The sequence below is a fragment of the Paenibacillus durus genome (genome assembly GCF_000756615.1).
Taxonomy (GTDB): Bacteria; Bacillota; Bacilli; order Paenibacillales; family Paenibacillaceae; genus Paenibacillus_AQ; species Paenibacillus_AQ durus.
Genome location: NZ_CP009288.1, coordinates 556,880 through 574,075 on the forward strand (window position 1 = coordinate 556,880; position 17,196 = coordinate 574,075).

Sequence of the window (17,196 nt, forward strand, 5' to 3'; positions counted from 1 at the left end):
ATAGTTAGACTGAGAAAAAGCGAAATGGTTTTGCTGTGCGTATAAGTTCTATTATAACTTATCTCATTGACGATCTCCCGAAAATGAATTAGAATCGACCTAACTAATACGGGGCGATGGAGTTCGCCGTAACCGCCGCGAGGCTGATGACTCCTACCAGAGGATTTTCATTTCCCTGGTAGGAGTCTGTTTTTTTGTGATTATCTTTAAATAAGAAAGGAAAGAAGAAGATGAATGCTGCAAGACAAAAGTGGGCGCTGTGGAGTGAAAAATGGAGGTTTGCCGCTCTTGCGGGCACGCTGCTGAAATGGGTGGTTCTCGGGAGCGGTGTGGGCATACTTTCCGGCACGGCCTCCGCGTTTTTTCTAAAAAGTCTGGACCATGTAACCGAACTGAGAATGGCTAACCCCTGGCTGCTGTTTCTGCTGCCGCTCGGCGGGGCGCTGGTCAGCTTCCTTTATCTGAAGGTCGGCAAGAATAGCGGGAAGGGAAACAACCTGATTCTTGAACAAATCAACAATGGCAATGAGACCGTTCCGCTGCGGATGGCGCCGCTCGTCTTATTCGGAACCTTGGTCACGCATTTGTTCGGAGGGTCTGCGGGCCGCGAGGGTACAGCCGTGCAGATGGGCGGAAGCCTGGCCGAATGGTTCGGCAGAATACTCCGCGTCCGGTCCCTCGACCGTAAAATCCTGCTGATCTGCGGCATAAGCGGCGGGTTCGGCTCAATTTTCGGGACACCTTTGGCGGGTACGGTGTTTGGCCTTGAGGTGCTTGCGATCGGCTTGATCAGTCATGAAGCGCTGATTCCGGCTTTTGTGGCCGCTTTTACGGGCAATCTGGTTACGACATCGTTCTGGGGCGTTTCCCATACTCATTACCATATCGGCGAAGTGCCCGGTTTAACGTGGATCGTCGTCCTTAAGGTCGTAGTCGCTGCGATCCTGTTCGGGTTGACCAGTCATGTATTTAGTGAATTGACTCATGCGCTGAAAAAAGGGTACACCAGACTGTTCAAGAACCCTATGCTGAAAAGCGCGGCGGGCGGCGTAGTCATCATCGGTCTGGTCTATTTGCTGGGAACCCGCGATTATTTGGGTCTGGGCATTCCGCTCATTCAGAGCTCTTTTACGGAGAGTGTTTCTCCGTTCGCTTTTTTGGGCAAGCTGATCTTTACTTCTCTTACCTTGGGAGCCGGATTTCAGGGAGGCGAGGTGACTCCGTTGTTCGCAATCGGGGCCACTCTGGGGAACGCGCTGTCCGGATTTTTAAATCTATATGGTCCTTTTTTGGCGGGGCTCGGGTTTATTTCTGTATTTTGCGGCGCAGCCAACACTCCGATTGCATGCTTTCTGATGGGAATTGAGCTGTTCGGGTCGGACGCGGCGATTTACATGTTTATTGCCTGTCTGGTTAGCTATCTGTTCTCAGGCCATTCGGGCATTTACACCTCTCAGTTAATCGGGACATCCAAGAGCTATCTCCTGCCGATCCCTCAAGGGACAACCCTGGCGGGCGTGAAAGATTTGAGGAAGCAGAAGGACAAGGGAACTCCCGATTCGGTCAAAAGATAGAGAACCGCATACGCCGTGTGAAAAGAATGCGCGGATGATATAATAAAGTTAGCCTTAGATGAAAGGGAATTTACTATATGGAATTTGCGGAATCGAACGGACTTATGGCCGGCTGGCTGGCGCTGACCCATATTCAGTCGAATACGGCGGGCAAGCTGGAGCAAGCGCTGCAAGAAAGGCATCGGATGTCCCTGAAGGAATTTTATTTGCTGTTGTTTTTGTCCGAAGCACCCGGGAAAAAGCTGCGTCTTCAGCAGCTCGAATCGATGGTTGGCCTGAGCCAGAGCGCGATGTCGCGGTTAGTCAGCCGGTTCGAGGCCAAAGGCTGCGGGGCGCTGAAAAGACATATTTGCGAGGAGGACCGCAGAAGCGTCTATACTTCATTGACTTCGATTGGCCAAGAGAAGGTGGACCGGGCGTACACCACCGTTCAATCCGTCCTTCTGGATGCTCTGCCGGGGCGGGAACTTGAGAACCTGCTGAATCAGCTTCTTGAGGCCAAAGGAAGCTCGGCGGATTCTTAGACTGTGACTTAAACCCTTGATTCATCAATCTAATGATGGATTAAGGGGTTTAATAATTTAGGGGATGAAGAATGTGACGCCGCAGGAAAATGAATCGGAATCGAAATACACACAGCAGCATCTGGCGAACGAGCGGACGTATCTGGCCTGGATTCGCACCGCAGTCGCCTTGGTGGGTCTCGGATTTCTGGCGGCCGGTCTCGTGTTCGGGGATAACCGGTACAGCGGAGTCGGCCACATGGTCGCGGCCATCGCGGGCATTTCCGCAGTGCTGCTTGGCGGCGGCGTGGTAGCCGGGGCTACCTGGGATTATTTGCGAAAAAGAGACGGGATCAACAAGGAGCAGTTCCGCTCGTCCTCTCTGCTCATCCGGCTGGTGTTCTTTTCCCTGACTGCCATTGAACTGCTGCTTATCGTGCTGGTCGTGTTAATGCTCTACAGAAGCCCATTTTGAGGAGGGTCACAGTGAAGAACAGAACCGGCATCATGGTTGCCGTCTCCATTATACTCATAATTATCAGCAGCCAGATTCCTTCATATGAATCAAAAGCGCTCGGCGCCTTGCAGCAGCTCCTGCTCGGACTTGGACTGGTTGGCTGCCTGCTAGCGATGTGGAAATTTATGAAGAGCGGCGGCAAGAAAAAGAATAACTGACTTGATGAAAAAATCGCGGATTACAGAGGGCGCTCTCCGGTATGGAGCAGCGCCCTTTGTATTTCCGCGTTTTTTACGTTCGGGGGCCCGTCCTGCCTGACGCTTCCGCATTTTAGGTTGTTCGGGCGCTTGGATGGGCATCTTCCGTTCCTGCTGCTTCCCGGCTCGCCTTCTGCGCCCGGTGATGGAGGAAGTAGTAAAGGATCAGCGCCAGGGCTGTAATCATTCCGGCGGAGAAATACATCGTATTGTAAGCCGTATGAGCGGCGACAAAGCCCAGAACATAAGAGCCAAGGCCGAACCCGAGATCGAACAGAACGTAATAGGTGCTGGTGGCAAGCGCCTGGCGGTGGCTAGGGGCCGCTTGGATGGCTAATGTCTGAAAGCTTGGGAGTATGGCGCCGTAGCCGAGTCCGATCAGGCCCGCCGTGGCCAGAAACGCCGGAGCGGAGGACACCCAGCTGAGCCAGAGCATGCCCGCCATGAACAACAGGATGCCCGGATAGACGAGGACATGAGCTCCTCTGCGGTCGAACAGCCGGCCGGTAAAGGGCCGGGAGACCAGTACAAGAGCCGCGAATACGATGAAGAAGTAACTGGCGGCGTTCCCGAGTCCGATCGATTTGGCATAGACGGAGATGAATGTCGACAGCGAACTGTAAGCGAAGGCCAGAACAAACCCGGACAGGGACACCGGCAGGGCTTTGAACTCGAAATAACGCTCGATATTCCAGTTGCCAAGCGTCTGGGCTTGCGGCTTATGGGAAGGAACGGGTGTCAGAATGCCGAAGATGCAGGCGAGCAGGGCGAAGACGCTAACGATGATGAACAGCATCCGGAAGCCGGCGTGATCGGTGACCGTAAGGCCGATGAACGGGCCAATAACCATCGCAAGGCTCATGAACAGAGTGAAATAGCCGATCCCCTCGCCTTTTCGGCGCTCCGGTATGACGTCAAGCACGATGGCCGAGGTAGCCGTGGCGGCAACGCCGAAAGCAAATCCGTGAATACAGCGCAGCAGTAGCAGAGCGGCATAGCCTTGAATGAACAGATACAGCAAGGAGCAGGCGGCAAACAGCAGCAGCGAGCCGACCATCAGCGCTTTTCGGTTAACCTCGTCGAGCCATCTGCCTGTGAGCGGCCGGATGATAACGGCGGCAATGACGAATAGGGTGGTTACCAATCCGATATTTTGCTTGCTCCCGTGCAGATCTTCCAGAACGAACGCGGGCAGCGTCACCATTAGAATATAGAAGGTCATGAAAATAAAAAAACTGCTAAAGCAGATAGTCAAAAAATGACGGTTCCATAAACGTTCCTCATTCTCCAAATCCGATCTCTTCTTTCTGCAAATAATAGTTATAACAACAATATGGGCGTATTGCTGCTTTGTCAATTTGACAAACATCTATTTGGATGAAAATCTCTGTTTAAATATGTCAGCAGCGTGAGCGGACGGCAAGCAAAAAAACTACGGCTGATTTTTTCGCTAAACGTTATGCCTGTGCGGAGTAGCGATGAGGAGAGCGAAGGGAAATTAGAGGGAAAAAGCGAAACTAATTAATCCCAAAACCGAGGTGCAGAGCGGATCAGAGGGAAATGCTCCAGCTAAATGGAGGAAAATCATCGGAATATGCTCCTATGTCAGAAAAGAGAGGGAGCTTTTCCGTCTAATGCCCGGAATGAGTCCCCAATCCGAAGGATAAGGGGAGTTTTTCCCTTTACTTCGTGGCGGGACACTTGCGGCTTGATTCGCGAAGGATTAGTCGTCCGCTTCTGCGCATCGATTCACCCGGTTAGCCCAAAGATCAACGGTAGAAAAAAGGTATTGACCTTGACACCAGTGTCAGGGTCTATAATGAACCTAAACATTCTCATAATCCGGAGAGAAATGCAATGAAAATAGGCGAGCTTGCCAAACTGACGGGCGTTAGCGTCCGGTCGCTTCGATATTACGAGTCACAAGGTTTGATTTCGCCGGTCCGTCTGGCCAACGGCTACCGCGAATATTCTCCGCTTGCTGCGGAGACAGTGAAGACGATCAAGCTGTACTTAAACTTAGGACTGACGACAGAGGAAATCGCGGGGTTTCTACACTGCGTGCTGAAGAACAAGGAGGCTTTCTGCGCGGAGGTGATGCCGCTGTATGAATCCAAGCTGGAGGAGATTGAACGTCAGCTGCATCAGCTGACTCAGATCAAGCTTAATTTGGAGGAAAGGATGGCTTCCATCCGCCGGGAGCGGGAAGGGTCTGGCGCTGAAACTCAAGCTAAAGCAGGAGAGGAATGATTCTAATGGCGATTAAACATGCGGAAACACCTGAGGGTCTGAGGGAAGAGGTAGCAGGGGGCGGTTTGGTGCTTGTCGATTACGGAGCAGCATGGTGCCCGCCTTGCAGGAATCTGCTGCCGATACTGGATGAACTGGACCGGGATTACGGAGACGCGGTATCCGTCGTGAAGGTTGACTGCGACGAGCTGCCTGAACTGGCTGCGGAAGCCGGCGTCATGAGCATGCCGACCGTAATCGTCTATAAGGGCGGACAGCCGGTGGAGAAGCTGATCGGCCTAAGCCCGAAATCGGTATATACGGGCGTTCTGAGCAGACATCTATCATAATTAGGCGAAGCGAAGGCTCGCGGACTAATGGCCGGTTGGTCATCCGCGAGTCTTTTTCATGCTTAGGAAGGTAGCCGGGATCACCCATTTGATATATTCCCTCTATCGGGAATCATCGCGCTTGACAATTGACTAAGGGTCATTTATTATTGACCCAAGGTCACTGACCTAAGGTCATTTCGTGAGGGGGGATGAATTAAATTCCAATTCTGTTTTAAGAATTCTTTCAAGAAAGTTAAACGAAGTTTAGCGGTTAAGCTTTTTTTAAAATTACGAACAGAATAGGGGAAATGGATTATGGCGAACAATGTAATTGTAATAACGGGCGCATCGTCTGGTATCGGCAAGGAGACGGCTAAGTACTTTGCTGAAAAAGGATGGACAGTCGCGGCGACTATGCGTACTCCAGATAAGGAAACCGAACTGACTGAGATTGAAAACGTTAAAATCTATCCATTGGATGTTACGGATTTTGAGAGTATAGAGTCTGCAAAAAACGCAATTATCAATGATTTCGGGAAAGTCGATGTCGTGTTGAACAATGCAGGGTACGGATTGATGGGAGCTTTTGAGTTCGCCAGTTATGAGCAGATCAAACATCAATACGATGTCAATGTTTTTGGACTATTTGCAGTAACCAAGGCTTTCTTGCCTCATTTCAGAGAAAACAAAAAGGGTCTGTTTATCAACATTTCTTCGGTTGCCGGAAAGATGGCCTTTCCGTATATGAGTATGTACCATTCAACGAAATGGGCGGTTGAAGGCTTCACCGAGTCACTAGGATTTGAATTGGGCCGATTAGGGATCAAGGCCAAGCTCGTTGAACCGGGCGGGGTTGCCACCGATTTTAGCGGCCGTTCATTGGTTATCACTGCATCTGAAACTGTGGAAGATTATAATGAAGGTTTTGATACGTTCCAACAAGCCATCCGATCGATGATGATCGAAAGTGAACCCATTGTCATTGCTAAAGTTATTTATGAAGCGGCTACGGATGGTAAGGATCAAGTACGATATATAGCAGGAGAAGATGCAGTCCAGGCCATTGGCGCCAGAGCACAAATGGGTGATGAAGCATATATCCAAATGGTAAAGGAACGTTCATTCAGTAAATAACGGGAGAAAAACGGAATAGACCCCTTTGAGTTGAATGATTCAAGGGGTCTTATCATTGAACTGCTGCCTTATGAGAAATAGAAACTTAGCGTATAATGAAGCTAGTTCAATGATTTGGGGTGTTTGGATGAAAAGGGCCATGACAGAAAGCGCTAAAGCAGAAAAAGCCAAGCTAATATTAGATACAGCATATGAACTGTTTAAGAAAAGCACATTTAACGATATCAAAATGATGGATATTGCCAAAGCGGCGAATGTTTCAAAAGGGACGTTGTTTAATTACTACAGCACTAAGGAAGTCCTTTTTATGGAAATGTTATATATCGAATACGGGAAGCATTTGAATAATCTGATGAATTTAATCTCTCAGTATGAAACGATGAGTCATGAGGAATTCAAACATTTCTTTTTAAGCTGGATGGAAAGCATTCTTGATCCGGATTCGGTTCTGATTCGATTGAACGCCATAAAGAATACCATTCTAGAAAAGAATATTGATTATGAAACAGCCATCAAAGATAAGGTAGATATGTACGCTTCGTTAGAAAAAATAGGGGAGATGCTGGCGGAAAGAGTTGAGTATTTAACCGCAGAAGTTTCAATTGATTTGCTGATGGCACAGAATGCAATTATCGTAGGGTATGTAAATATGGCCAGTGTTCCTGATGTCATCCGTAAGGCCATAGATGAGAATGAGCTTGAAGGATTCAAAGTGGATTTTAAGAAAAATGCTTTAGCTGCAATGGAGTATTATCTCGACGGATTATATGTTCAAAAGAAGGGGGAAGTATAATCGCTATTAACGTTATAACCTCCCCTATATTATAGTGTTTTAGATTCAGCCCCACTATTACTATGGGGTAGCCGGCACGTCTACAACCGTGTTCCGGCGAAGCGCATCCTCCAGCTCGGCTTGAAGACTTTCCATAAAGGCGTTCCACGTTGCGCGGCTCGCGTCCAGCTCCTTGCGTCCGATGTCTTCCATGGTATCCAGCCATACCCGCTTATCGGTGATGTCCCCAAGCTCCGACTGAATCTCTTTGTATATCGCTTCATGCGCGTGAAACTTCTGGTCCAGCGCGAAGGCTGCCGCGTTTGCGGTATAACGGATACGCTTGGCCGATATCCGCAGCTTATGCAGTTCATCCAGAGCTTTTCGGGAACCGGGGGGCTCTTGCTTGAACATCTCCTTGCACCGCTTTTTCTGCTGCTCGAAAGCGGTCTCAAGCTCGCGCATCGACATATTGACGTCGATTTCGGCAACAAGAGCCGGCAGCCGTTCCTTAATAAATTCATCCCATTTACCCTGCAGTTCGCCATTCATCAGCGCAGGCAGCGCATCCGCCAGCTTCGCGCGCTGCTGTTTGCGCTGCGCTTTCTGATGCCGGATTACTGCTCCCAGCAGCTTGGCGGTCTTCTTGCCGCCGCTCAGCTTGGCCGTTTTGCGTCTTTCCTTGAAGGACTGAATGAGCACATCGGCGTCCCTTACCTTCCCCAGCCGCTTCTGGGCCTGCTTGAAATTGGCGGTTAGGCCGGAGGAATGTCTGGGGTCCAGAACCGACAGAAGCGTCAGCAGCTTGCGGCTGCTTACCCTCGCCTGATGAACGGCCTCATCGTCAAACTCCTTTAATGCCTCTGTTCCGTAATCGATAAAGCTTGTGTACAGCTTCGTCATTGCCTGTTCCCATTGCTGCACTCCGCTTGTCTCGGAACTATGAACTGCCATATCGGTTGTCATTCGTCATCACTCCCAATTTATGATCGCCTCAGGGACCGTTCTGTGGAAATTGAACCCAAGCAGTAGTGATAGCGCAACCATTTATGTGTTTAGAGCGTCTTAAATTTTGAATAGCTATATTTTAATTCTATCACAATTATCTGCTGCAGAAAGGGTGAGACGAATGTTCAAAAAAATAACAGCCGTCTGTGTCTGCCTTGGATTAGCCGTATCGATTACAGGTACCGACGGAACGCCTTCCGCGCAGGCAGCTTCCCCGGCCAGGATGACCTCCGTGACGGTTAATGGTGTAAAGCTTACGCTTGAATCTCAGGCTTACGTAAAGCAAGGAAGAGTCATGGCTCCGCTCCGGGACATGGCGAAAGGGCTGGGTGCGCAGCTGTATTGGGATGCGGCTTCCCGCACGGCGACCATCAAGAGAGCTTCGCATCAAGCGGAGATTAAGGCGGGCAGCAGCCGGGCGCTAAGGGACGGAGGGACCGTCATTCTGGATGTTCCTGCCGAAATCCGCAGCGGCCGTGTGTATGTTCCCCTGCGTTTTGTAGTGGAAAGCGTGGACGCGACCATATCCTGGAACGTGAAGACAGGCACGGCTCATATTATACTGCCGCTTGACCCGGCCAGCGCGGAGAAGGTCATTGCGGAGCGGGCCGCTGCTGCGGTACAGGCGCTGAAGGCGAAGGATTGGGCCGCTCTTTCTTCCATGGTTCACTCCTCCCGGGGCGTCCGCTTCTCGCCGTATGGCTATGTGGACACCGCAAAAGACATCGTACTGAGCAGCGGCGAAATCGCGGCGATTGGCGCGGACGGGACCGTCCGAACCTGGGGCGCCTACGATGGAACGGGTGACCCGATCAAGCTGACGTTTGCGCAGTATTACGATAAATTCATATACAGCGCCGATTTTGCGGAAGCACCGGAAATGGGCTACAATCAGACCATCGGCACCGGCAATTCGCTGAATAATGCGCGGGGTGTGTACCCGGATGCCATTGTGGTTGAATACCATTACGACGGGTTCGATCCGCAGTATGCCGGCATGGACTGGCAGAGCCTGCGGCTTGTGTTCGTTAAGGAAGGCGGGCAGTGGATGCTTGTAGGCATCATACATGATCAATGGACCATATGAGCGAAAGCAATATAACAAGCGGAATGAACGGGCTGAAATCCGGTCCGGCCGGAACGCTGCCGGGGCGCATGGCGCTCTTTGAGCATTTGGCCGGGGGCGCGGCGGAAGGAGAAGGGGGCGGCGATATGCTGATCCCCTTCGCCTTTGAAGAGACGCTGTGCCGGGATGTCGGCGCGGGGCTTGTGCCGCCGTCGCTGCACTTGTGGAGCCACCCCGGCGGAGTGGCTCTCGGGCTCAGGGACAGCCGCCTGCCGTGCGCCGGGCAGGCGATGCAGAGCCTGGAAGCGCGCGGCATACGCACGGCGGTCAGACATTCCGGCGGCGCGGCGGTTCCCCTGGATGCGGGAGTCGTCAACGTCTCCCTAATCCTGCCCAAGAGCCGGGGAACACTCGATTTCCACCGGGATTTCCGTCTCCTTGCCGCCTTGATTGCGGAGGCGGCGGGCGTCTCCCACCCGGCTGCCGCTGCGCAGATCGTTGCGGCAGAGGTTGCCGGATCTTACTGCCCCGGCGATTACGACCTGTCCATCGGGGGCAGGAAGTTTTGCGGAATCGCCCAGCGGCGGCAGAGCCAGGCCTACTTTGTGCATGCTTTCGTCGTGGTGAGCGGCTCCGGACGGGAGCGCGGCGAGTTGGTGCGCCGCTTCTACGAGGAGGCGGTCTGCGGCGGGGCGGGCCTGGACTATCCGAAGGTGCGGCCGGAGACGATCGGCGGACTCGGTGAGCTGGGCGGCCCGGATTCGGCGGCCGTGTTCGCGGACGGAGTCCGGCAGGCGGTGGCAGCCCGGGGCACGGAGCTGGTGAGGGCTTCCGAGTTGGAGGCGGAGACCGGCTACCGCCTTGGATACGGCGATCCAAGGGTGCTGGAAGCGGCGAAGATGCTGCGCGAGCGGTATGCCCAGTGAACGGCGACCGGCGAACGGCGCTATAGGTATGCGGGCTGTCCCGTTCACGCAAATAAAAGTTAAGAAGCCAGCAGGTCTTCCGGTTATTCGAGACCTGCTGGCTGCTGTTGCTGGATGCGTCAATTCCTACATGGGACCAGGTTAGAAAGTCAGAGTAGTCGCTCTAACACCAATTGACTTGGGCAATCGCGCCAACATCAGGTAACGAGGTTAGGCTGCGTGTGATTTTAGCCCAGCGTTCTGCAAAACAGCTAAGATGCAGTTTTTTTAGCCCAAAGCACTTATTCAACAGAAAATCCTGCTGTCATACAGGAATTTGAGGCTGTGAGGACTGAATTTGAGGCTGAGCGAGGAAATGCCTGTATTTTCGCAGGCATGTGATACAGTAGCCGTTCTCAGGTGACCCAAAGATGCACAATTTCAGGTTTTTGCATTATTTGCTTCATCATTTCCCTCTAAATTGGCGAAGAACGTCCCAATTCCATTCGGGAGGATGCATCGGGATGTTCTCCAAATAATAATTTCTAATTTAGTGATTGACCAATCAATAACTAGATGATATCATGAAGTTAAGTTAGTAATTGATCAATAACTAATCACGAAATGAGGTCGATGAAAATGGAAAAAGCGATTGTAATTGGAGCAACGGGCGGAACGGGAGCAGCGATCACGGAAGAACTGGTCAAACGGGGGATACGTACCATTGCTTTTGGGCGTTCGCGTCAGAAATTGGAGCACTTTGCAGGAAAGCTTGGAAATCCCGCACATTTGACGCTTGCCGTAGGGGACGCAATGCGCCCTGATGATATTGTAGCTCAAGCAGGCGGCGCGGACGTATTGTTCCATTGCGCGAACGTACCCTATAACGAGATGGTGAACAAGCTGATACCGCTAGGCGAATCGGTGATGGAGGCGGCAGAACGGCTTGCGATTAAAGTTGTAGCGATTGACGGGATCTATCCTTATGGGAGAAAACAGATGGATCTTGTCACAGAAGAGCATCCCAAGCAGCCTCATACGAAAAAAGGAAAAGTCCGCCTGGACTATGAACGGATGCTGTTCAGCAAGCGGTGGAGCAAGGCCAAAGTTATGATTGTTCGCTTGCCCGATTATTATGGACCTACGGCTAATGAAGCCTCGTATTTAGGTTCAACCCTTGAAGCGATCGCTGCTGGGAAAATGGCTTTTTTCGTCGGCAACATGCATGTTCCCCGCGAATTCGTCTATTTGCCGGATGCGGCTGCCATGGTTGCCGAGCTGGCAGGCAAAGACTTCGCTTATGGACAGAACTGGAATATACCGGGGGCTGGAATCATATCGGGACGGGAGATCGTACGGATTGCGCAAGCGGCAAGTGGCCAAGTTAAACCGGTCATTCCACTGAAAAAATTAGGTTTATCGATGCTGGGTATGAGCGTGCCCGTCATGAAAGAAGTCATTGAGATGCTTTATTTAACCGAAGATCCGCTGACACTAAGCGGAGACAAATACAAACGGCTAATCGGACCGATCACCGCGACGCCATTCCAGGAAGGTATTACTTCGACTGTTTTGGCATTGAAGAGCAAGGCATCTTTTGCACAATAGTTATTGATTGATCAATTAAATAATGGGAAGTTGTAACATGCCTTTGACCGTTTATGAAATTAATCACGAGGAGAGATGAAATATGTTGAAAAAATTGTTTAAGTCAAAAGCATTCACGATGAGCTTTCTTTTACTGATATTCATTCTGATTGGCGGGGTGATTTATGGTGCGAGGCACTCCGATGATTCCCAACGGACCCACGTCGATGTTGACCGAAACGCCCAGGTCATAGTCGACCTTTCCATCGAAATCGAAGCTTCGCAGCAGACCGTATGGCGGATACAGACTGGTATTGACCAGTGGCCAACTTGGCAGAAAAACGTCTCCCAGGCCCGGTTATCCGGTCCACTCGCGGTGGGAAGCACCTTTCAGTGGGAGACCCACGGGCTACCCATCGTCTCCACCATTCGCGAGGTCGACCCTATGCGGCGTATCGTTTGGGGGGGGCCAGCACAAGGCATCGAGGGCGTCCACGTGTGGACTATCACTCCCACCTCCAAAGGAGTCGTCGTGCATACCACTGAGTCCTGGGACGGTCCGCCAGTGGCGGCTGACCCCGACGGCATGCGCGCGGCACTAACGTCCTCGCTCAATGCCTGGCTTGCCGATCTCAAGGCAACTGCTGAGGCGGCCAACTGAAAAGCAGCCTTTACGCGACGGGGATTGTTACGCTCCCTCGGTACCTTCGGATGAGTCAATCCCAATTATAATGACACCTCCAAAACCACTAAAGAAGTGGGAATGGAAGCATCTTTGCACATATGGGGGTTAGTCAATGTATTATTGTGAAGCATCACAAAAAGCAGGCCAAAACTGGTGGCCTGCTTTTTGTGTTTCGGTATGACCAAATATCGAATAGCTCTTGCGGCATTATTGGAACAAGTAGATCAACTAAGCTTAAGAGTAAGAAAAATCTTAGTAACGATTCCCGCTGAAAGCAGCGGAGAGAACGGAATGATTGCGGAGAAGCGGCAGCGTCCGCCCCGTACACCCGCCTTAATCCTACCTCGAAAAAAAGGATGCCGCCGCAGCCATTTCCATGGTTTATTGGACACTCCCGCTAAAAAACAAAGGAATGCTCCTGAACTCAGTAAGCTCCTAATTGTCATGTGTACGAACCTTAAGGCAGGGTCACTGTGAAACTGTCAAATTTGGTTTTTCCTGATGCTTGATGAGGAGTGAATTCGACCGGTGTCTCTGTGCCGTCTTGGTCAATCGCAACCCCGCCGCCCATGCTAGGCAAAGATACATGAGGAGTGAATGTTAAGGTTTTTGTGCCGGCTGGAAGCGGATTAAACAGCTGGGTGCCGGTGGAATAATATTTACCATCCCGGAATTGACTTCTGGTTCCACCCGATTGGGAACCCAGTTCATGTCCCGCTTCATCCACCGCTCTGACTGATAGATAGTCGACGGAGTCTTGGTCTTCGGATACGGCGCTAAAGGTAAGCCGCATTCCCGCCGGTCCAATAACCAGGTCGGATACCGTCAGGTCAACTCCGCCGGATTGCTGCTTATGGCCGATCGCGATGAGCTTGGTACCAGCCTGCTTGCTCACAGGTATGGCGAAGTCCCATTTCTTTTGTCTGTCCTCGGTGCTAAGGGCCAGTCCAAGCTCGAACTGATCCGTCAAATCCACCGAAGAGTTAATTTCCAAAATGCCCGTACGATAGGTCGGGGTGACTTCCGTTTGTTTATCGCTTCCTGAGAACGCCGCTGCGGTTCCGTTGACAGCAAAATCTGTTCTTAACATGGTAAAGGCCTCTCCCATCGGCTTCTCCGTTTCCAGCGAGTATCCGATACTTAAACGTGTCCCGTCGTAGAACACCTCGTTGATCGTAAGCGAGTCGCCCCCGGAAATCTTGGTCATGCCTATCGCTGAAGTTAATCCGTGTTCGCTGACGTTCTTCAAACCGCTGTCCCCGATCTGGATGAATACTGACCCAATGACCGGAATTTTGGACACAATGCTTGCCATTGCCGGAGACAAAGCCGCCGAACCGATCAGCAGACCGCAAGCAACGGCCGCCGCCCCCGCCGTATACCCCATTTTTCTAAGTATCTTCGTCCTCTTGCCTACACCGGTTTCCTGAACCGTCTTCATAATAATAGCGTCCAGCTTGTCATAGGGCACGGGAATGCTGTCGATTTCTTTTTTAAAGGTATGAATTTCTTGAATCATCGCAAGCGGCTCCTTTCAGCTTTTTTCGCAGAATCGCTAGGCCCCGGTGAATGTTCGTCTTGACCGTTCCTTCCGGGTAGTCGAGAATTTCGGAAATCTGCTTAACCGAATAATCCTTGTAGTAGCGAAGCAGCAGCACCGTCCTATACTTCTCCTCTAGCGTCTCCATGGCCTGAAGAAGATCGAGCTGATCCTCCAGCTGAAACTGATAAGAATCCCCGATATGTTCAAGCACCTCCGGACTCATTGCGGTAACTTTGCGGTTCTTTTTTAAGTGGGCGATAGCCGTATTAATTAGAATCCGTGTGAGCCAGGTGGAAAAATAACGGCTGTCCTGCAGCAAGGATATCGATTTGAACGCCTTATACACGGTCTCCTGAAAAACCTCCAGCGCATCCGTCTCATTTTTCATGTACACATAGGCCATCCTGTAGAGCTTCTCTTTCTCTGCATGAATGAGCGATTGAAAAGCGTCCGGATCGCCGCGCATGGCGCGAGGGACCAAATCTGTTGTTGAACTCACTCAACTAACCTCCTTTTCTCCTCTATTAGAGATATCCGGCCCAAGAAACGTTTCAACTTCCCTCTTTCTAGCATAATCGCCCATGGGTGAATGAACGGCTTGTAACATAAATCATATAAAAATTAATCTTTTACAATTTATATAGAATAAGAGCTTCCCAGATTGAACGAATGTGAATTGAAATTTTTTTTATAAAGAGGAGAGATCTACTGATGAACAAGACCCTGAACAATGATTTTACCGAGGTCCTTACCGGCCGGCGCTCCATTCGCAAATATGACCCTTCTGTAAAAATCAGCAAAGAGGAAATGACGCAAATTCTTACGGAAGCGACGTTTGCGCCTTCTACGGTCAACATGCAGCCTTGGCGTTTCCTTGTGATTGACAGCCCGGAAGGAAAGGCGGCTCTGGCGCCGCTGGCCCGCTACAACAAGCAGCAGGTGGAGACTTCTTCGGCGGTGATTGCGGTATTCGGGGACATGAACAGCTTCGACTATGCCGAGGAAATTTACAGCACCGCCGTTGAGCGCGGATGGATGCCGGCTGAAGTGAAGGAAAAACAACTGGCGGGTATAAATAACCATATTGCCGTTCTGCCGCCGGAGGTTAAACGGGAAATCCTGCTGATTGACACGGGACTGGTCTCGATGCAGCTTATGCTGGTGGCCCGGGCCCACGGTTACGACACGAATCCGATTGGCGGTTATGACAAGGACAAGGTCGCGGAAGCCTTCGGCTGGGACAAGGAGCGGTACGTGCCCGTCATGCTGCTCTCGATCGGCAAAGCTGCGGAGGAAGGCTTCTCTTCGGTCCGTCTGCCTATTGATAAAATCGCTGAATGGAAATAAATAGATTTAGGGCGTAAAATATAGAGGAATAAGATAAGGAGGGAAAGAGAAATCATGATTATTATCCATGCTACGTTTTATGTGAATCCGGAAAAAAGAGATGCCTTTCTGACCGAAATCAAGCCGCTGCTCGCGGGAAGCAAGGCGGAAGAGGGCAACGTGTACTACGATCTATACGAACATACGGAGAAAAAGAATGTGTTCATTATGGTCGAAGCCTGGCGCGATTCCGCAGCCGTCGATACCCATAACGCTACTCCTCACTTTACCGGTTTCGTAGGCAAAGCGGAAGAATTCCTTGCCGCTCCACTGGATATCAAGGTGTATAACGCGGAACAGGCATAAGGGGAAGGGCGTAGACCTTTTCACTCCCAGCAGTTATGTATCCGAACCTCCCGCCTCACGGTCATCGTTACGCGGGAGGTTCTTTTTTGCACAAAAAAGGGGGCCTTGGCGCTTACTTGTACATCTCGGGTCTCCGGTCGGTAAATACCGGGATTTGCCCGCGCGCTTCCCGCACTTTGACCAGATCAAGCTCACCGGATACAATCTCCTCCCCTTCGCCCGCCTCACAGACGATTTCTCCCCAGGGATCGATAATCATGGAATGCCCCGCAAAAACATTAGCGGGATCTGACCCCGCCCGGTTGCAGGCGGCAACATAGCACTGGTTCTCTATCGCCCGGCTGACGAGCAGCGCGCGCCAGTGGGCGAGGCGCGGCAGCGGCCATTCCGCAGAGACGAACAGCACCTCCGCTCCGGAGACCATATGGGCGCGTATCCATTCCGGAAACCGGATATCATAGCAGATGACGCCGGCGCAGGGTGTGCCGTCCAGACGGAACAGCCCTTTGGACGACCCCGGCTGGAGATACAGATGCTCATCCATGAGCCGGAACAGATGCAGCTTGCTGTATTCCAAGGCAGGAACTCCTTCGCGGTCCGCGGCGAACATGGTGTTGGTTACACCTTCCGCGCGCTGCCAGGCGGTGGAGCCTGCGATAATGTTAATACCGTATTCCTTGGCTAAGCCGCCGATAAACGCTGCTGCGGCCTTGCCGTTCGCGTCGGCCATTTCGTCAAGACGCGTCAAGTCATAGCCGGTCGTCCACAGCTCGGGCAGCAGGATGCAGTCCGGCTGTCCTTGCGCGGCAAGGCGGATGGCGCGCTCCGCCGCGGCGTAATTGGCCTTCGGATTGCCGAAAGCGATGTCGAGTTGAAGCAGGGAAACTTTCATTCAGCGGTTCGCCTCCTTATGTATAGCACTATACGGCTATCCGCCGTTCAAGGCAATATGGCTGTCCGGCGATCTTCTCAAGACGACAGCACCTATTGACAAAACCGGCTGGCCGAAGTAAAAAAGTAGGATATACCGGAAGGAGGAGCGAAAGATGAGAATCACGATAACCCGCGCCGGAGAGCGCCATGGCGAGGTATATTTCTCCTCGGCTTACGGCGAGGGCAAGGGGCAATGGCTCGGCTCCTCCCTGGTACCCGGACAGGAATATGAGGCGGAACTGGAGCTGCCCGAGCTTTTTATCAAATGGGTAGACCTCGTTCCGGCTCCCGGGAAGCCGCCGGCGATCTCCATGAAGCCAGGTAAGAATGTTCTGACCGGAACACTGGAAGATATTGAAGAGGACGGAACGGCTTATATGCGGCTCGGGGAGTCGCTGATTATGTTCGAATGTCTAGGCGAGCCTATGGCGATTGGCGGCACGGTGGAGCTTACAGCCGGAATCATCCGCATCTATCCGGCGGCTTATTAGCGCAGGGCGGGTTCCCGCGTTCTTAGCG

At 51.7% G+C, this 17,196-nt stretch carries 20 protein-coding genes and 1 riboswitch; of the genes, 15 read left to right on the forward strand and 5 right to left on the reverse strand.

Going from position 1 to position 17,196, the window contains the following annotated elements:
• The first annotated feature begins 103 nt into the window (after nt 1-103).
• Nucleotides 104-163: riboswitch (Fluoride riboswitch) on the forward strand.
• A 67-nt stretch (nt 164-230) separates the two neighbouring features.
• The 4 genes from PDUR_RS02610 (at nt 231) to PDUR_RS02625 (ending at nt 2,752) form a co-directional block, all read left to right on the forward strand.
• Nucleotides 231-1,574 (forward strand): voltage-gated chloride channel family protein, encoded by a 1,344-nt coding sequence (locus tag PDUR_RS02610; protein WP_042204967.1) that lies wholly within the window; start codon nt 231-233, stop codon nt 1,572-1,574.
• A 77-nt stretch (nt 1,575-1,651) separates the two neighbouring features.
• The gene (locus PDUR_RS02615) at nt 1,652-2,098 is read left to right on the forward strand and encodes a MarR family winged helix-turn-helix transcriptional regulator (protein ID WP_042204968.1); all 447 of its coding nucleotides are present in this window, start codon (nt 1,652-1,654) and stop codon (nt 2,096-2,098) included.
• A 73-nt stretch (nt 2,099-2,171) separates the two neighbouring features.
• A complete protein-coding gene (locus PDUR_RS02620; RefSeq protein WP_233277466.1) occupies nt 2,172-2,552 on the forward strand; it encodes a YidH family protein in 381 nt (126 codons plus the stop codon).
• Between the two features lie 11 nt (nt 2,553-2,563).
• Entirely contained in the window at nt 2,564-2,752 is a 189-nt protein-coding gene (locus tag PDUR_RS02625; protein ID WP_042204970.1) for a hypothetical protein, read from the forward strand.
• Nucleotides 2,753-2,864: 112 nt separating this feature from the next.
• Here the strand turns inward: PDUR_RS02625 and PDUR_RS02630 are convergent, their stop codons facing one another.
• The gene (locus PDUR_RS02630) at nt 2,865-4,082 is read right to left on the reverse strand and encodes an MFS transporter (RefSeq protein WP_042204971.1); all 1,218 of its coding nucleotides are present in this window, start codon (nt 4,080-4,082) and stop codon (nt 2,865-2,867) included.
• Between the two features lie 566 nt (nt 4,083-4,648).
• Between PDUR_RS02630 and PDUR_RS02635 the strand changes: the two genes are divergently transcribed.
• The 4 genes from PDUR_RS02635 to PDUR_RS02650 all read left to right on the forward strand — a co-directional run bounded on the left by PDUR_RS02635 (nt 4,649) and on the right by PDUR_RS02650 (nt 7,279).
• Nucleotides 4,649-5,041, forward strand: coding sequence for a MerR family transcriptional regulator (locus tag PDUR_RS02635; RefSeq protein WP_042204972.1), 393 nt, complete (start codon nt 4,649-4,651; stop codon nt 5,039-5,041).
• Nucleotides 5,042-5,046: 5 nt separating this feature from the next.
• Nucleotides 5,047-5,370 (forward strand): thioredoxin family protein, encoded by a 324-nt coding sequence (locus tag PDUR_RS02640; RefSeq protein WP_042204973.1) that lies wholly within the window; start codon nt 5,047-5,049, stop codon nt 5,368-5,370.
• Between the two features lie 297 nt (nt 5,371-5,667).
• Entirely contained in the window at nt 5,668-6,486 is an 819-nt protein-coding gene (locus PDUR_RS02645) for an SDR family oxidoreductase (RefSeq protein WP_042204974.1), read from the forward strand.
• 109 nt (nt 6,487-6,595) lie between these two features.
• On the forward strand, nt 6,596-7,279 hold the full coding sequence (locus PDUR_RS02650; RefSeq protein WP_169744883.1) for a TetR/AcrR family transcriptional regulator: 684 nt from the start codon (nt 6,596-6,598) through the stop codon (nt 7,277-7,279).
• A 60-nt stretch (nt 7,280-7,339) separates the two neighbouring features.
• Here the strand turns inward: PDUR_RS02650 and PDUR_RS02655 are convergent, their stop codons facing one another.
• Entirely contained in the window at nt 7,340-8,224 is an 885-nt protein-coding gene (locus PDUR_RS02655) for a CHAD domain-containing protein (protein ID WP_042204976.1), read from the reverse strand.
• Nucleotides 8,225-8,387: 163 nt separating this feature from the next.
• Between PDUR_RS02655 and PDUR_RS02660 the strand changes: the two genes are divergently transcribed.
• From PDUR_RS02660 to PDUR_RS02675, 4 genes are all read left to right on the forward strand, one after another.
• Nucleotides 8,388-9,353: a copper amine oxidase N-terminal domain-containing protein gene (locus tag PDUR_RS02660; RefSeq protein ID WP_042204977.1), complete on the forward strand. Its 966-nt coding sequence runs from the start codon at nt 8,388-8,390 to the stop codon at nt 9,351-9,353.
• A complete protein-coding gene (locus PDUR_RS02665) occupies nt 9,350-10,258 on the forward strand; it encodes a lipoate--protein ligase family protein (RefSeq protein WP_169744884.1) in 909 nt (302 codons plus the stop codon). Before PDUR_RS02660 ends, PDUR_RS02665 begins: the two co-directional genes overlap by 4 nt.
• A 618-nt stretch (nt 10,259-10,876) precedes the next feature.
• Nucleotides 10,877-11,845: an SDR family NAD(P)-dependent oxidoreductase gene (locus tag PDUR_RS02670; protein ID WP_179945178.1), complete on the forward strand. Its 969-nt coding sequence runs from the start codon at nt 10,877-10,879 to the stop codon at nt 11,843-11,845.
• Nucleotides 11,846-11,927: 82 nt separating this feature from the next.
• Nucleotides 11,928-12,485, forward strand: coding sequence for an SRPBCC family protein (locus PDUR_RS02675; RefSeq protein ID WP_218918435.1), 558 nt, complete (start codon nt 11,928-11,930; stop codon nt 12,483-12,485).
• A gap of 481 nt (nt 12,486-12,966) precedes the next feature.
• On the opposite strand, the gene PDUR_RS02680 is transcribed toward PDUR_RS02675, so the two are convergent.
• Nucleotides 12,967-14,028 (reverse strand): DUF4179 domain-containing protein, encoded by a 1,062-nt coding sequence (locus PDUR_RS02680; RefSeq protein WP_042204979.1) that lies wholly within the window; start codon nt 14,026-14,028, stop codon nt 12,967-12,969.
• Nucleotides 14,003-14,551, reverse strand: coding sequence for a sigma-70 family RNA polymerase sigma factor (locus tag PDUR_RS02685; protein WP_081949359.1), 549 nt, complete (start codon nt 14,549-14,551; stop codon nt 14,003-14,005). Before PDUR_RS02685 ends, PDUR_RS02680 begins: the two co-directional genes overlap by 26 nt.
• Nucleotides 14,552-14,760: 209 nt before the next feature.
• Here PDUR_RS02685 and PDUR_RS02690 point away from each other — a divergent pair, with 209 nt between their 5' ends.
• Complete coding sequence (locus tag PDUR_RS02690) at nt 14,761-15,399, forward strand: nitroreductase family protein (RefSeq protein ID WP_407944307.1); 639 nt, start codon at nt 14,761-14,763, stop codon at nt 15,397-15,399.
• Between the two features lie 54 nt (nt 15,400-15,453).
• Nucleotides 15,454-15,744, forward strand: a complete 291-nt coding sequence (locus PDUR_RS02695) for a putative quinol monooxygenase (RefSeq protein WP_042204982.1) — start codon at nt 15,454-15,456, stop codon at nt 15,742-15,744.
• Nucleotides 15,745-15,856: 112 nt separating this feature from the next.
• Here PDUR_RS02695 and PDUR_RS02700 read toward each other — a convergent pair whose 3' ends face one another.
• Nucleotides 15,857-16,636 (reverse strand): carbon-nitrogen family hydrolase, encoded by a 780-nt coding sequence (locus PDUR_RS02700; RefSeq protein WP_042204983.1) that lies wholly within the window; start codon nt 16,634-16,636, stop codon nt 15,857-15,859.
• 154 nt (nt 16,637-16,790) lie between these two features.
• Between PDUR_RS02700 and PDUR_RS02705 the strand changes: the two genes are divergently transcribed.
• A complete protein-coding gene (locus tag PDUR_RS02705; protein ID WP_042204985.1) occupies nt 16,791-17,168 on the forward strand; it encodes a hypothetical protein in 378 nt (125 codons plus the stop codon).
• The last annotated feature ends 28 nt before the right edge of the window (nt 17,169-17,196 follow it).

Coding starts and splice junctions, on each gene's coding strand:
- PDUR_RS02640 (WP_042204973.1), top strand. CDS start 5,047: ATGGCGATTAAACATGCGGAAACACCTGAGGGTCTGAGGGAAGAGGTA.
- PDUR_RS02700 (WP_042204983.1), bottom strand. CDS start 16,636: ATGAAAGTTTCCCTGCTTCAACTCGACATCGCTTTCGGCAATCCGAAG.
- PDUR_RS02610 (WP_042204967.1), top strand. CDS start 231: ATGAATGCTGCAAGACAAAAGTGGGCGCTGTGGAGTGAAAAATGGAGG.
- PDUR_RS02650 (WP_169744883.1), top strand. CDS start 6,596: ATGATTTGGGGTGTTTGGATGAAAAGGGCCATGACAGAAAGCGCTAAA.
- PDUR_RS02615 (WP_042204968.1), top strand. CDS start 1,652: ATGGAATTTGCGGAATCGAACGGACTTATGGCCGGCTGGCTGGCGCTG.
- PDUR_RS02705 (WP_042204985.1), top strand. CDS start 16,791: ATGAGAATCACGATAACCCGCGCCGGAGAGCGCCATGGCGAGGTATAT.
- PDUR_RS02675 (WP_218918435.1), top strand. CDS start 11,928: ATGTTGAAAAAATTGTTTAAGTCAAAAGCATTCACGATGAGCTTTCTT.
- PDUR_RS02680 (WP_042204979.1), bottom strand. CDS start 14,028: ATGATTCAAGAAATTCATACCTTTAAAAAAGAAATCGACAGCATTCCC.
- PDUR_RS02655 (WP_042204976.1), bottom strand. CDS start 8,224: ATGACAACCGATATGGCAGTTCATAGTTCCGAGACAAGCGGAGTGCAG.
- PDUR_RS02635 (WP_042204972.1), top strand. CDS start 4,649: ATGAAAATAGGCGAGCTTGCCAAACTGACGGGCGTTAGCGTCCGGTCG.
- PDUR_RS02660 (WP_042204977.1), top strand. CDS start 8,388: ATGTTCAAAAAAATAACAGCCGTCTGTGTCTGCCTTGGATTAGCCGTA.
- PDUR_RS02695 (WP_042204982.1), top strand. CDS start 15,454: ATGATTATTATCCATGCTACGTTTTATGTGAATCCGGAAAAAAGAGAT.
- PDUR_RS02645 (WP_042204974.1), top strand. CDS start 5,668: ATGGCGAACAATGTAATTGTAATAACGGGCGCATCGTCTGGTATCGGC.
- PDUR_RS02665 (WP_169744884.1), top strand. CDS start 9,350: ATGAGCGAAAGCAATATAACAAGCGGAATGAACGGGCTGAAATCCGGT.
- PDUR_RS02670 (WP_179945178.1), top strand. CDS start 10,877: ATGGAAAAAGCGATTGTAATTGGAGCAACGGGCGGAACGGGAGCAGCG.